At 44.5% G+C, this 12,801-nt stretch carries 17 protein-coding genes and 1 pseudogene; 17 read left to right on the top strand and 1 reads right to left on the bottom strand.

Features of this window, described 5'->3' with window-relative positions; genetic code table 11:
• Window position 1: 1 nt before the first annotated feature.
• The 17 genes from AAC155_RS21615 (at window position 2) to AAC155_RS21535 (ending at window position 12,636) form a co-directional block, all read left to right on the top strand.
• Window positions 2–439, top strand: coding sequence for a gp436 family protein (locus tag AAC155_RS21615; RefSeq protein ID WP_041380252.1), 438 nt, complete (start codon window positions 2–4; stop codon window positions 437–439).
• A complete protein-coding gene (locus AAC155_RS21610; protein ID WP_011147616.1) occupies window positions 439–906 on the top strand; it encodes a Gp37 family protein in 468 nt (155 codons plus the stop codon). The genes AAC155_RS21615 and AAC155_RS21610 overlap by 1 nt, the downstream gene beginning before the upstream one ends.
• Complete coding sequence (locus tag AAC155_RS21605; protein WP_011147615.1) at window positions 903–1,115, top strand: hypothetical protein; 213 nt, start codon at window positions 903–905, stop codon at window positions 1,113–1,115. The genes AAC155_RS21610 and AAC155_RS21605 overlap by 4 nt, the downstream gene beginning before the upstream one ends.
• Window positions 1,105–2,532 carry a phage tail sheath subtilisin-like domain-containing protein gene (locus AAC155_RS21600; protein WP_011147614.1) on the top strand — a complete coding sequence of 476 codons (1,428 nt, stop codon included), beginning with the start codon at window positions 1,105–1,107 and terminating at the stop codon, window positions 2,530–2,532. The genes AAC155_RS21605 and AAC155_RS21600 overlap by 11 nt, the downstream gene beginning before the upstream one ends.
• The gene (locus AAC155_RS21595) at window positions 2,532–3,056 is read left to right on the top strand and encodes a phage major tail tube protein (RefSeq protein WP_011147613.1); all 525 of its coding nucleotides are present in this window, start codon (window positions 2,532–2,534) and stop codon (window positions 3,054–3,056) included. Before AAC155_RS21600 ends, AAC155_RS21595 begins: the two co-directional genes overlap by 1 nt.
• Window positions 3,057–3,313: 257 nt before the next feature.
• Window positions 3,314–3,640 carry a phage tail assembly protein gene (locus AAC155_RS21590; RefSeq protein ID WP_113044098.1) on the top strand — a complete coding sequence of 109 codons (327 nt, stop codon included), beginning with the start codon at window positions 3,314–3,316 and terminating at the stop codon, window positions 3,638–3,640.
• Window positions 3,600–3,719 (top strand): GpE family phage tail protein, encoded by a 120-nt coding sequence (locus tag AAC155_RS21585; RefSeq protein WP_088776128.1) that lies wholly within the window; start codon window positions 3,600–3,602, stop codon window positions 3,717–3,719. The genes AAC155_RS21590 and AAC155_RS21585 overlap by 41 nt, the downstream gene beginning before the upstream one ends.
• 3 nt (window positions 3,720–3,722) lie before the next feature.
• Complete coding sequence (locus tag AAC155_RS21580; RefSeq protein ID WP_113044097.1) at window positions 3,723–6,275, top strand: phage tail tape measure protein; 2,553 nt, start codon at window positions 3,723–3,725, stop codon at window positions 6,273–6,275.
• Window positions 6,275–7,159, top strand: a complete 885-nt coding sequence (locus AAC155_RS21575) for a phage tail protein (protein ID WP_113044096.1) — start codon at window positions 6,275–6,277, stop codon at window positions 7,157–7,159. The genes AAC155_RS21580 and AAC155_RS21575 overlap by 1 nt, the downstream gene beginning before the upstream one ends.
• Window positions 7,160–7,161: 2 nt before the next feature.
• Window positions 7,162–7,374: a tail protein X gene (locus AAC155_RS21570; protein WP_036777198.1), complete on the top strand. Its 213-nt coding sequence runs from the start codon at window positions 7,162–7,164 to the stop codon at window positions 7,372–7,374.
• The gene (locus AAC155_RS21565; protein WP_113044095.1) at window positions 7,362–8,540 is read left to right on the top strand and encodes a phage late control D family protein; all 1,179 of its coding nucleotides are present in this window, start codon (window positions 7,362–7,364) and stop codon (window positions 8,538–8,540) included. The genes AAC155_RS21570 and AAC155_RS21565 overlap by 13 nt, the downstream gene beginning before the upstream one ends.
• Complete coding sequence (locus AAC155_RS21560) at window positions 8,537–9,142, top strand: phage baseplate assembly protein V (RefSeq protein WP_113044094.1); 606 nt, start codon at window positions 8,537–8,539, stop codon at window positions 9,140–9,142. The genes AAC155_RS21565 and AAC155_RS21560 overlap by 4 nt, the downstream gene beginning before the upstream one ends.
• Window positions 9,143–9,188: 46 nt before the next feature.
• Window positions 9,189–9,542: a GPW/gp25 family protein gene (locus tag AAC155_RS21555; protein WP_113044093.1), complete on the top strand. Its 354-nt coding sequence runs from the start codon at window positions 9,189–9,191 to the stop codon at window positions 9,540–9,542.
• Window positions 9,533–10,636: a baseplate assembly protein gene (locus AAC155_RS21550; RefSeq protein WP_113044092.1), complete on the top strand. Its 1,104-nt coding sequence runs from the start codon at window positions 9,533–9,535 to the stop codon at window positions 10,634–10,636. Before AAC155_RS21555 ends, AAC155_RS21550 begins: the two co-directional genes overlap by 10 nt.
• Window positions 10,629–11,204 carry a phage tail protein I gene (locus AAC155_RS21545; protein ID WP_392392057.1) on the top strand — a complete coding sequence of 192 codons (576 nt, stop codon included), beginning with the start codon at window positions 10,629–10,631 and terminating at the stop codon, window positions 11,202–11,204. Before AAC155_RS21550 ends, AAC155_RS21545 begins: the two co-directional genes overlap by 8 nt.
• 1 nt (window position 11,205) lies before the next feature.
• The gene (locus tag AAC155_RS21540) at window positions 11,206–12,183 is read left to right on the top strand and encodes a gp53-like domain-containing protein (protein ID WP_229015621.1); all 978 of its coding nucleotides are present in this window, start codon (window positions 11,206–11,208) and stop codon (window positions 12,181–12,183) included.
• A complete protein-coding gene (locus AAC155_RS21535) occupies window positions 12,184–12,636 on the top strand; it encodes a tail fiber assembly protein (protein ID WP_113044091.1) in 453 nt (150 codons plus the stop codon).
• Between the two features lie 43 nt (window positions 12,637–12,679).
• Here the strand turns inward: AAC155_RS21535 and AAC155_RS21530 are convergent.
• Window positions 12,680–12,801: pseudogene (locus AAC155_RS21530) on the bottom strand (IS5/IS1182 family transposase); the annotation flags it as partial.

Raw genomic sequence — 12,801 nt, 5'->3', positions numbered from 1 at the left:
CATGTATTGCTCACTGAAAGATTTGCAAGAGCAGATACCAACTCAATCATTGATATGGCTGTCTAACGAAGAACCTAATGCTCAGACGATCAATGAGCCTGTGGTTAACAGTGCCATCCGCTATGCTGATGAACTCATCGATGCCCATTTACGTGGGCGTTATATCCTGCCTCTGGCGGAAGTTCCCACGGTATTACGTGATGCCGCCATTACGTTAACACGCTATCGGCTGTATGCCCGCCGTCCAGAGGGTTCTATTCCTGAAGCCGTGATAGATGATTACAAAATTGTTTTGCGCCAACTGGCTGACATCCGAGATGCCAAACTAACACTGGGCCTGCTTTCCACAGGAAAAGATGCCCCTGAACCGGGGGAGTTTCGTGTTCGGGCGCGTCGTCCCACCTTTGGAGGGAGTAAAGGAATGTTGGAGAAATACTGATGGATGTTTCGCCGATCATTGATGCCATTATCATGAGGCTAAGAGAAAAACTACCTGGCTTACAGGTGGAGTATTTCCCTGAAAGGCCAACTGAATTCAGGCTGAACCATCCGGTGGGAGCCATTTTAATCAGCTATCCCGGTTCTCGCTTCGACAAGCCTGAAGATGTTGGAGCGGTATTGCAGACACAAACTGTCATGCTCAATGCCACCATAGTTTTTCGTCAGCTTAATGGACGTCACGGTGCCGTTGCCACATTAGATGATGTACGCCGGGTTCTCGGCGGATTCCAACCACCGAACTGCCAACGAAAATGTTGGCTGGTACGGGATACATTTCTCGGTGAGATAGCTGGTTTGTGGCAATACACGCTGGATTTTGCGACTGAAAGTGTATTTATCGAAGACTGTGAGTTACCGAATGGTTCGCCGTTAGCCCAAATCAATTATGAGGGAACTGAACAATGAAATACCTCTATACAGGCCCAGCAAGCGGCGTCACTTTAGCTGATGGCACTGAAGTTTTGCTCTGGTCAGAAAAAACTGTTGATTTACCAGAGCAGCATGATTATGTGAAAACATTGATCGCGCTGAGATATCTTCATCCACTGTCAGAACAGCAAAAAAATCCCCTGAAGAAAAAAGAAAAGCCTGAGGAGGCCACTGATGGCCGCTAATTATTTGCATGGCGTCGAAACTATCGAAATCGAAAAAGGCTCGCGTCCTGTCAAGACAGTGAAATCCGCCGTGATCGGCTTAATTGGTACTGCACCGATAGGGCCAGTAAATGCAGTGACACTTTGTCTGTCAGAAAAAGATGCCGCTCAATTTGGTACTCAAATGAATGGTTTTACCATCCCACAAGCACTGGATGCTATTTATGATCATGGGGCGGGAACTGTGCTGGTTATTAACGTTCTTGATCCTGAGGTGCATAAAGCTAATGTTGCCAGTGAAAGCATTAGCTTTGATAAAACCACAGGAACAGCGAAACTGGCTAATCCCGTGGTCAGTAATGTCTTACTAAAATCCACCTCTGGTAGTGCCCCTTATGTAGAAGGGCAAGATTATTCTTTGGATGCTCAAACAGGCAGCCTCAAGAATATCGGTAAAAACATTGCTGCGGGCGCAACCGTGATTGCCAGCTATGACTTTGCCGATCCTACATTAGTGACGCCTGCTGACATTATTGGCAGCATCAGTGCAGCGGGTAACCGTACAGGTATGAAGTTACTGAATGATACTTATAACCTGTATGGGTTCTTTGCCAAGATTTTGCTGGCTCCTGTCTACTGTACCCAGTTAAGTGTGACAACAGAACTGATTGCCCTTGCAACTAAATTGGGTGCCATGACCTATATTGATGCCCCGATAGGCACCACTTTTGTTCAGGCTATCAGTGGCCGCGGCCCGTCTGGCACAATCAATTTTAATACCAGTTCTGATCGTGTCCGGCTGTGTTACCCACACGTCAAAGTCTATGATGCGGAAAGCAATAGCGAGCGCCTGGAACCCTTGTCATCTCGTGCAGCAGGGCTGCGTGCCAAGATTGATGCAGACAAAGGTTTTTGGTGGTCATCCTCCAATCAAGAAATTATGGGGATCACAGGTATTGAGCGCCAGCTATCCGCCATAATTGACGATCCACAAAGTGAAGTGAACCAGCTCAATGAACAAGGGATTACTACAGTGTTCAATAATTATGGCTCTGGTTTGCGCTTATGGGGCAACCGTACCGCCGCGTGGCCAACTGTGACACACATGCGTAACTTCGAGAACGTGCGCAGAACGGGCGACGTGATTAATGAATCCCTGCGTTACTTCAGTCAGCAATATATCGATATGCCGATCACGCCAGCGCTGATAGATGCCCTGACAGAATCTGTGAATGCCTATGGTCGTAAATTGATTGCTGATGGCGCTTTGTTGGGATTCAAATGCTGGTTTGATCCGACCCATAACGAAGAAACGGAGCTGGCATCAGGTCATCTGTTACTCAGTTATAAGTACACACCGCCACCACCACTGGAACGGCTGACATTTGAGACCGAAATTACCTCTGAATATTTGCTGAATTTAAAGGGAAATAATTAATGGCCGGAAAAATAGAGATTAACCGCATCACCAACGCCAATATTTATATTGACGGCAATAACCTGTTGGGACGGGCTGAAGAAGTGAAACTGCCAGACGTTTCCATGACCATGCAGGAGCATAAGGCGCTGGGGATGGTCGGCAAAGTGGAGCTACCGGCAGGCTTCGATAAACTGGAAGGCGAGATTAAGTGGAATAGTTTCTACCGTGACGCCATGTTATCTGCTGCCAATCCCTATAAGTCTCTGGCATTGCAGTGCCGTTCCAGCGTCCAGAAATTCAGTTCACAGGGGCGCATTGATGAAGTGCCATTGGTGACATATCTGACCATTTTATTTAAGAAGAATCCGCTGGGCACATTTAAGCAACATGAAAATGCTGATTTTTCCAGTAGCTTTACCAGTACCTATATTAAGCAGGTACTGGATGGTGAGGAGCTGTTAGAACTGGATTATCTGGCCAATATCTTCCGTGTTGGCGGCATTGATCAACTGACCGATTATCGCATCAATATTGGAGGTTAAACTAAATAATGACTGCACTCGCTCCAAAGCCAGAAAGCTTGCCGACTTGATTGATAAGTGGACTCCTCCGGAAGGTTGGTTTTCCGATATCGGTGCAGCGAAAGGGAAAGAATATCTGATAGACTTTTTCCGTAACTGTAAAGGCTTTCGTACTCACTAATGACGGGGGCATCAGCCCCTTTCTTCTTTAATCCCCTTTAATATTTCCGTTTCCATACATGAATGATACTGAATGAAACTTACAGAGGAGTATCATCATGTCAACCACGACTTACCATCTTCAATTTCCCTATACCACGGCTGCTGGCGTTCGCATTGAAGAGCTTCAGTTATCACGTTTGAAAGTTAAAGATATCAAGGCTGCCCGGCGGACCAGCGAAAATCCTACTGACTGGGATGATATTTTGATAGCACGTTCGACAGGATTGTTACCAGAAGATATCGAACAGATGGATGTCGCTGATTATCTGGCATTACAGAAACGATTTCAGCAAGTTATCGGATTGGATCAGGGAAATAAAAACAGTGTGGCAAGCATCGGCGATGTTGGCACGATGGTTCCGGTTCCAGCCGAGCGAGATTGATAATCTGGCGCTGGATGAATTTGAATGTTGGTTGAATGAGGCCAACACCCAAATCAAACGCGAGAATGGAGGCGGTTAATTCGTGTCAACAGAATTTTCCATTGGTGTCATTATTGGTGGGGCGATTAGTAGTGCGTTCAGTTCTGCCATGTCTGGTACACGCCGTACTCTAGGAACACTGGGAGAAACGACTCGCCGACTGGAGAACCGACAGCAGGCACTGAACCGTGCTGTTGAACGTTACGGTCAACTTGGTTCCCGTAGTGCCCAACGTTTGAATGCGGATCTACAACGCATCAGTCGAACGCTGGAACAGTTGAACCGCCAGCAACAGCGCTTACAGTCTGCGGCTAGCATGAGTGATGCAGCCAAAGCGCATCGTATGGCGCTATATGCACAGGGAGCCGAAACCTATGCATTAACTCACACGATATCCTCTCCCGTTGTTCAGTTCGTAACAAAGTATGCCTCTTTTGAATCAGGATTAAGGGACATAGCTGTCACTGGCAATCTGTCTCCGAAAGAAGAGCAAAAAATCGGAATCATCTTGCGCCAGAACGCCAAGCAAACAAACCAATTACAAGAAACCCTGCTGGAAGGTGTTGGCACATTGGTTGCCGCCGGAAAATCTCCCATGAAATCGACCGATATGAGTGGATTATTGGGCCGCGTCGCCACGGCATCCAAAGCTAATATTAATGACTTAGCCAAAATGGCTCTATCCTTTGAGTCCCTGAAAATTGAAGGTGATCAAGCGCTCAAGGAAGCCTTTAACCGAGCCGTTTTCGGTGCTAAATCGGGTCGTTTTGAATTAAAAGATCTCGCCCAATACTTTCCAGAAATGGCGCAGCAATTTGCTGGTAAGGGAATATATGGTCAGGAGGCAGTTTCACAGATTATTGCCAGCTTGGAAGTTGGCCGTGAAGGCGCTGGAACGGAAGGTGAAGCAGCTACCAATATGAGGAACTGGCTAGCTTCAATGGGACGTGGTGATATTGCCAAAAGATACGCTGAAGCTGACGTCGATTATCAAACCTCAATGAGCAGATATGTTTCTTCGGGGTACTCACAATATGAAGCCTCAATCATGATCGCAGACCGCTTTATCAAGAGTAAAGGCGCTGATCTCATGAAAGAGTGGAAAAAAGCGGGAGCTAGAGGTGATGAAGATGCACAGAGTATGCTCATGGAATCCTTCGGGCTATCCTCTATTTTCACCGACGTACAGACAGTCAACCATCTCTTAGCCATGCGGCAACGTTGGGGAGATTATCAGCGTATCAAAACAGGCATGGGGACTGATTCGGCACAAAAATCTGTTGATACCGACTTTGATAAACAGAACGATACCTTAGAAGCACAGTGGCGGCGTACTCAAATTGAATTTAATGATTCGGCTATTAGCATTGGTCAGTCGCTGCGTCCAGCATTAATACAGTTAGCCGAAACCTTTATTCCATTGATGGACAAGACCGGAAAATGGCTGGCCGCTAATCCTGAACTCATCAGCAATGTTGTCACGCTGGTCGGTGGGTTCTTGGCATTCAAAACAGCTTCAATCGGTGTCAGATTAGGTCTTAATCTTTTGCTTTCCCCTATAACTGATATCTGGAAAGGTGCAATGTTAATGCGCACACGGTGGTTACTGCTTCGAATGGCTATCGGCAGTGGCGGCAGATTTGGTGTCGTTGCAAACATCTTGGGAAAAATAGCCGGAGCAGCTCTCTGGTTGGGTAGAATCCTCGGTAGTGCTCTCTATAAGGGCTTGATGGTAGCTGGCAGAGCTATTTTGTGGATTGGACGCGCATTATTAATGAATCCTATCGGATTGATCATCACTGGTATTGCAGTGGCCGCTTATCTTATCTATCGCTATTGGAAGCCCATCAGTAATTTCTTTAAACGGCTTTGGGTCTTAGTAAAATTCGCTTTCCAAATGGGATGGCAGGGAATCAAAAATATTTGGTCTAACGTCAAAGGTTGGTTTACAGCTCGATGGAATGACATTACTAATGCGTTTGATGGCGGAATATTTGAGGTCAGTAAATTAATTTTAAATTGGTCGCCATTGGGATTGTTCTATAAAACATTCGCTGACGTTATGAAATGGTTTGGCATGGATATGCCCGATAATTTTACTGACTTTGGTAAAAATATCGTTAATGGGTTGGTTAATGGTATTTCTAATATGCTGACCACGGCTAAGGACACCATTAAAAACTTTGGTGGCAAAGTTTCTAGCTGGTTTAAAGAAGCATTAGGTATTCAATCCCCCAGTCGAGTATTTATGGGATTTGGCGATAATATTGTGCAAGGTACGGTTGTTGGTATTGATCGTACTACGCCGTTGGCTGCTCGTGCCACTCAGCGTCTGACTGAGGGAATGACCCCTGATGTCCCACAAATCTCACCTCCTGAGATGATGTCGGGCAATCCAATTAAACGAACAGGTTATAAAGATGCTAGCAACAGCAATAATGGTTTTTCTATCTCTTTCGCCCCGCAAATATACATTGGTGATAAACAACAAACGGCTATACCCGATATTAGTCAAGCCTTAAACCTGAGTATGCGTGAATTAGAAAAACTGCTGGAGCGTATTGTTATTCAGAGAGAACGCCGGAGGTACGGATAATGTTTGCTATATTAGGTGATATTGAATTTGAGCTAATCACATATTGGGATGGCTTTGATGTAACGTTTGGTGTTGATTATGCTGAACATGCCCGAATTCAGGGTAAGCCCGGCTTGCAATTCGTAGGTGAGAAACTGGATGAAATTCAAATTAGCTTGGTCTTTCATCAACATTATTGTGCGCCGGATATTGAATTGAATCGGCTGCGTGAAGCAATGCGGAAACATCAAGCACTCGCGCTAATATTCGGAAATGGTGATTACCGTGGCTGGTTTGTTATTACTGATGTGACAGCCTCCAGTGAACAAACGGATTCAGTAGGTAATATATTTGCCCTCAATGCCTCGGTGACATTACGTGAATATATCGGTGATCCTAAAAAACCACTGAAACCGCCTGCCATTAAATCTCATGTCCCGAATACAAAAGCATTGTCTAATGCAATACCGAAACCATCAGGTATGGCTAAAAAAGTCAGGGATGGAGTGAATTATGCCAAACAAGCACAATCAGCACTGCAAACGATTATCAGTGCGGTACGTATTGCACAGAAGATGAAAGACAACCCGGCCATAGCGTTAACCCGCGTACCAGGTCTTCTTACCGGACTCAACAATATTGCTGGTCCATTAGGGAAAAGCTATCCGGCTTTTCAATCACTCGGTGACTCATTACCAGATGCAATTCAATTGACCAGAGCAACGGGGCAAGCAGTAACATTTGTTAACAATGCTCAATCGTCATTAAGCCGTGCAGATAGCTGTAATATCGCGGCTGCATTGGATTCTGTATCAACTCAACTTGAATCAGCAAGTTCAACATTTACATCAATATCACCCGCGCTCAGTAAGATGGCCGCGCAAATTACCACAAGGGCGCTTTGATCATGTTTCTTGAATACATTACAAGAGATGGCGATAGGTGGGATTTATTGGCTCACCATTATTATGGTGACCCTTTAGGTTACGCTCGCATAATTGCTGCTAATCCGCACGTTGCAGTTACACCTGTATTGCCATCTGGGATTGTATTGTTGATCCCCATCATTGACGCTGACGATGTAGTAATTGCAGAGGATACACCACCGTGGCTAAGATAATTGATACCAAGCAAACACCATCTATAACGGGTGTCTCAGAGGTTTTAAGTCCGACATTCACGTTACGATATTTGCAAAAAGATATCACAAATGACATCACTCCTTATGTCACTCGTGTCAGCTATACCGACAACATCAAAAGCGAATCCGATGAAATAGAGGTAGAGTTGGATGATACTGATGGTCTCTGGCTAGATAAATGGTATCCGGGAAAAGGTGATACGTTGACATTGAAGTTGGGCTATTTCGGCGAACGGTTACTGAATTGTGGCTCATTCTATATCGATGAAATTGAAGTCAGTATCCCTCCTTCTATTGTATCTGTTCGAGGTGTGGCAACGTCTATCAATACGGCATTGCGTACCAAATCTAACCGTGGATTTGAGAATACAACTCTGGCCGCTATTGCTAATCGCATCGCCAAGAAACATCAGTTAAAGCTGATCGGCAGTATCGAAATCATCAAGATTGACAGGGTGACGCAATATTCTGAAACCGATGTGGCGTTCCTGAAACGACTGGCCAGTGAATATGGTTATGCCGTTAAAGTTGTCAGTGAACAGCTAATTTTCTCCTACTTAGCCAGTTTGCGCAGCCAAGAACCTATAAAAAAATTACACCCTCGCGATGTTGCCCAATTTTCACTACGGGACACAATTAATAAAGTCTATAAAAAAGTTAAAGTGAAACATCAAAAGGCTGATGATAAAAAGTTGATTGTCTATGAAGCTGATGGCACGACCAGTACAAGTAGTCAGTCCAATCCAAAAGATAAGAATAGCGGTAAAGAAACCAGCGCAGATACCTTAAAAGTAAACAGCCGGGCTGCTAACAAGGATAGCGCTGAAATAAAGGCTAAGTCAGCACTGGATTTACATAATGAGTACCAGCAGAACGGCTCACTTTCATTGATGGGAGCCCCTCAGTTAACCGCCGGAAATAAAATTGAGTTGATTGAATTTGGCAAGTTATCTGGACAATGGTTAATTACTTCAGCTCACCACTCTTTTGATCGTAATAGCGGATATATAACCGAACTTGAAGTTGCTCGTGGCCCTGTTACATCAAGCAAATCCAAGAAAGATAAAAAAGATAAGACTCAGAAATTGGTTGTATATAAGCCCGATGGTTCTTCCGACACGATCATCGAGGAGGAATCCAAATGAGCAGTGTAACTCGTCAAGTTGGTACGATTAGCGCCGTAGATCCTGCTACTGTTCGTGCCCGCGTGCGATTGCCTGAATGCGATAATATGCGTACTAACTGGCTGAATGTGTTGCAGCGCAATACCCAGAATAACAAAGACTATTGGTTGCCCGATGTTGGGGAACAGGTTGAAGTGCTATTGGATGCGAATGGTGAAGATGGTGTTATTTTAGGTGCTATCTATTCCAGTGTTGATCAACCGTCAGCTAACAATAAAGACGTCCGTGGTATGACTTATGCAGATGATGCAGCTTTTTATTATGATCGTACTTTACACACCCTGACTATTAATGGCGGCATTCAGCACATTAAGATCGCGGTGGGAGCCAATGTTGTTATTTATGCACAGCAGGCAACTATTGATGCGCCGGAAACAATCGTAACCGGAAATATGTTAGTGAAAGGTCAATTAACCTATCAAAATGGGCTGTCGGGTTCTGGTGGTAATAGTGGTGCTGCAACCATTCAAGGCAATGTTAGCGTTAATGGCAACATCCATGCAACGGGCAGCATCATGGATGAAGGTGGTAACTCGAATCATCATTTTCATGAATTTCTTTAAACACCTTTAATATTAGATATACCTACAGGGGATAATACTGTCCCCCATGAATACGAACTCACACTCTGTTTTTTGGCAACCCGCTCTCCAGAACTCAGGCAAAATTGCCTGTGGGCTGGATGATATCGCCCAAGCAATACTCATTATTCTACGTACACCACGTGGCAGTGATCCACATCGACCAGAATTCGGCAGTAACTTGCACCTTTATATGGATTACCCAATAGACCGCGCGATTCCCCACGTTGTCAGGGAATTTGTTGATGCTATTACACGTTGGGAACCTCGTTGCCAGTTGCTCTCCGTGAAACCAACTGTCAATGGAGAGCATCTAACTCTGCGTGTGAATTGGACAGCAGTTGATGGCATTACACAATCTACGGAGTTGCTATGGCGCTGACAGAACCTGATTTTATCGAGCGTGATGTAGAAAAAATCACAACCGAAATGATCGCAAAATATGAAGCTGATGTAGGTAAGACTTTGTACCCAGCACAGGCAGAACGCCTGCTGATCAATTTATTTGCATATCGTGAAGCACTAACCAGAATGCAAGTTCAGGAAGCCGCCAAGCAGAATTTGGTCGAGTTTGCCCGTGCGCCCATTTTGGACTACTTAGGGGAATTGGTCGGAGTATATCGGCTATCCGCCCAACCGGCGCATACAATATTGCAATTTAGTGTTGATGAAGCATTAGAGCAAGATGTACTCATTCCAGTTGGAACTCGTGTTAATGCATCGGACAGTATTATTTTTGCTACTAATACAGATGCTGCTCTGAAAGCCGGCACACGGTTCGTTAATGTCACAGCTACTTGTACAGATACTGGATTATCAGGGAATAGCTGGCAACCAGCACAAATTAGTACATTGTTGGATGAAATCGACGACATTGACCTGCAAGTGACCAACACAATAGTGAGCAGTGGTGGTTCGGCAGAGGAAAGTGACGAGAGGCTACGTGTACGCATCAAAATGGCCCCTGAATCGTTTACTAATGCGGGCAGTCGTCAGGCTTATCGTTTTCATGCCATGCGTGCCCATCCCAATATTGTTGATGTCGCCGTCATGTCTCCCATTCCGGGCGTTGTTGAACTGTTTCCACTATTAGCTACGGGATTGCCTGATGAAAGCATTTTAACGCTGGTGAAAAGCTTTTGCTCTGATGAAAAAATCCGACCGTTGACTGACACTGTACATGCAAAACCTCCCGTGAAGGTTGATTATACCATCAAGGCGAAACTGACCTTGTACAGTGGCGTTAATGCACCTGGTATTCAATCGGCAGCAGAACAAGCCATACAAACATGGGTAGCTGAACGAGCAACAACGTTAGGAAAGGATATTGTTCCCAGCCAAATCATCTCAACATTGTCTGTTTCTGGCATCTATCAAGTCGTACTGGAGTCTCCCACGTTTCAGGTTGTAGGTGAAAATGAATGGGCGAACTGTATCGGTATCACTGTTGTGGTCACTGGAGTCGCTGATGGTTAAGTTACGTCTACCACCTCTACTGGAAGCTGATATCAGTATGCGTGCATTAGGTCAGTTGGCCTCTCGTTTTGATGATATCAATTTAACCCAATTAATGGTTTATCTCATTGATACTGTCGATAGCAGCACGCTGCATTGGCTGGCAAATCAATTCTCCCTATTTGGCGATGGCTGGGAGCTTGTCGAATCAGACAATGCTCGCCGCACGTTAATCAAATCAGCTATAGAATTGCATCGATATAAAGGCACACCGTGGTCAATTCGTGAAATTATCCGTCGTTTTGGGTTTGGTGAAGTTGATTTAATTGAAGGCACTGGTCAAATCAATTATGACGGACATGCCAACCATAACGGTAATTATGTTCATGGAGATTCAACATCTTGGGCAGTTTATCGCGTCATACTTCAGCAACCTATCACTAATGATCAAGCCTCGCTACTGCGTACCACACTGGCAGCGTTTGCGCCTGCACGCTGTCATCTTGCCAGTTTGGAATATCAATCTGTATCAATTTGTTACAACAATACTGTCAGTTATGACGGTAGTTACAATTATGGGAGCAGTTAAAATGGCTAATTTGCCGGAAACCCCACAGTGGTCAGAGGGCGTGTATCAAATAGAAACCTCAGACCCCGTGTTAGGTGGGCCTGATGGTATTTCCAATCGGCAGGCTAAACAGTTGGTCAACCGCACAAACTATCTTAAACAGAAACTAGAACAAAATGGGAATGAGCTGAAAGAACACACCGAAGCGAAAGACCCGCATACTCAGTATGCACCGAAAGCCAGTCCCATTTTCACAGGAACGCCAACTGCCCCCACACCGGCTAAAAACGCTAATAATACTCAGATTGCAACAACAGCATTTGTGCAATCACTGACGAATACGGCGAATCAAAGTGCTGTAGCTGCAAATAACAACGCTAATAGCCGAGTACCATCCATTCGTAAAGTGAATGGAAAAGCGTTGTCATCTGATATTTCATTGAATGCCGGAGATGTGGGAAGTTATGCTAAATCTGAGAGCGATAATACTTTCTTGCGTATTTCTAGCGATAAAACTGCAACCGTTGGTAGTTTATTAATTGATAGTAAAACTCCTTTTCCTGAGCTACGTTTCAAATCGAAAGATGGGTATATGGTAGGAATTAATGGTTCAGAAGGAAAATTGTTACATATTTATTCTAACGATCCGAACAATCAGCGACGTTATAATATATTAATACCTGAGCGAAGCGGTACGCTCGCATTGCAAAACGCAGCTATAAAATCTGAAAATGGCTGGTGGCAATGCGGGGATACGGGAATAATTATTCAATGGGTTAAAGTTGCATCAAGCCAACAGTCATGGGTAAAAATCAATTATCCAATTTCTTTTAAAAATCAGTTTATTGGCTATGTCGCAAGCATGTCGAGTATAAATACATCAACAGGTCACACATTAGTACGTAATGCAACATTATCGACGTTTGAATATCAAGCTGGCACTCCCAACAACAATGAGAATCCAAGCAAAGTTGTTCATATATTATTTTGGGGGGTATAAATGGTTTATTTCTCCAGAAAAGAAAGCGCTTTTTATAGTGAAGCTCATGAAGAATGCGTTGAAATAACCGCAGAGAAACACAATGAATTACTTACAGGGCAGTCACACGGTTTGTCCATTGTCAGTAATAAAGAGGGTTATCCAGTGCTTACTGAACGTGCCCCGTCCGTTTATCATAAACACGATGGTGAAAAGTGGATAATATCAGAAAGCGGTGTGATAAAACTTAGGCAGGAACAGCAGCAACAAGCAGAACATAAGAAACAGCAACTCATGTTCACTGTAAGTAAACAGATAGCTCCGTTACAAGATGCTGTAGATTTGGGGATGGCGAGTGATGAGGAAAATTCTCGGTTGACCGCTTTGAAAAAATATAGGGTATTGCTGAACCGTGTTGATGCTAGCTTAGCGCCAGATATTTATTGGCCCGAAAAACCCAGAGTAATAGAATAAGGGCTGCAATAAACTGGCCCCAATAGTTAGGCAGTCTAAGAGCCTATCCCAATAGGGTTTTGTTCCAAACTATAATCCCGCACGCAAAATGTAACATAGCTTCATAGTTTTCGACCTTCTTTTCCCATCGGATCAGTATCCGGCGAAAGCGATTCATCCAGCTAT

The organism is Photorhabdus sp. HUG-39 (genome assembly GCF_963878365.1).
Taxonomy (GTDB): Bacteria; Pseudomonadota; Gammaproteobacteria; order Enterobacterales; family Enterobacteriaceae; genus Photorhabdus; species Photorhabdus kayaii.
Note: the sequence above shows the minus strand (reverse complement) of the source record. Positions and strands in the feature narration are given on the sequence as shown.

Excerpts from the sequence above, each read along its gene's own strand:
- AAC155_RS21575 (WP_113044096.1), top strand. The coding sequence starts at position 6,275 with ATGTTTGCTATATTAGGTGATATTGAATTTGAGCTAATCACATATTGG.
- AAC155_RS21615 (WP_041380252.1), top strand. The coding sequence starts at position 2 with ATGTATTGCTCACTGAAAGATTTGCAAGAGCAGATACCAACTCAATCA.
- AAC155_RS21535 (WP_113044091.1), top strand. The coding sequence starts at position 12,184 with ATGGTTTATTTCTCCAGAAAAGAAAGCGCTTTTTATAGTGAAGCTCAT.
- AAC155_RS21550 (WP_113044092.1), top strand. The coding sequence starts at position 9,533 with ATGGCGCTGACAGAACCTGATTTTATCGAGCGTGATGTAGAAAAAATC.
- AAC155_RS21540 (WP_229015621.1), top strand. The coding sequence starts at position 11,206 with ATGGCTAATTTGCCGGAAACCCCACAGTGGTCAGAGGGCGTGTATCAA.
- AAC155_RS21555 (WP_113044093.1), top strand. The coding sequence starts at position 9,189 with ATGAATACGAACTCACACTCTGTTTTTTGGCAACCCGCTCTCCAGAAC.
- AAC155_RS21605 (WP_011147615.1), top strand. The coding sequence starts at position 903 with ATGAAATACCTCTATACAGGCCCAGCAAGCGGCGTCACTTTAGCTGAT.
- AAC155_RS21600 (WP_011147614.1), top strand. The coding sequence starts at position 1,105 with ATGGCCGCTAATTATTTGCATGGCGTCGAAACTATCGAAATCGAAAAA.
- AAC155_RS21570 (WP_036777198.1), top strand. The coding sequence starts at position 7,162 with ATGTTTCTTGAATACATTACAAGAGATGGCGATAGGTGGGATTTATTG.
- AAC155_RS21610 (WP_011147616.1), top strand. The coding sequence starts at position 439 with ATGGATGTTTCGCCGATCATTGATGCCATTATCATGAGGCTAAGAGAA.
- AAC155_RS21590 (WP_113044098.1), top strand. The coding sequence starts at position 3,314 with ATGTCAACCACGACTTACCATCTTCAATTTCCCTATACCACGGCTGCT.
- AAC155_RS21560 (WP_113044094.1), top strand. The coding sequence starts at position 8,537 with ATGAGCAGTGTAACTCGTCAAGTTGGTACGATTAGCGCCGTAGATCCT.
- AAC155_RS21595 (WP_011147613.1), top strand. The coding sequence starts at position 2,532 with ATGGCCGGAAAAATAGAGATTAACCGCATCACCAACGCCAATATTTAT.
- AAC155_RS21585 (WP_088776128.1), top strand. The coding sequence starts at position 3,600 with ATGTTGGCACGATGGTTCCGGTTCCAGCCGAGCGAGATTGATAATCTG.
- AAC155_RS21545 (WP_392392057.1), top strand. The coding sequence starts at position 10,629 with ATGGTTAAGTTACGTCTACCACCTCTACTGGAAGCTGATATCAGTATG.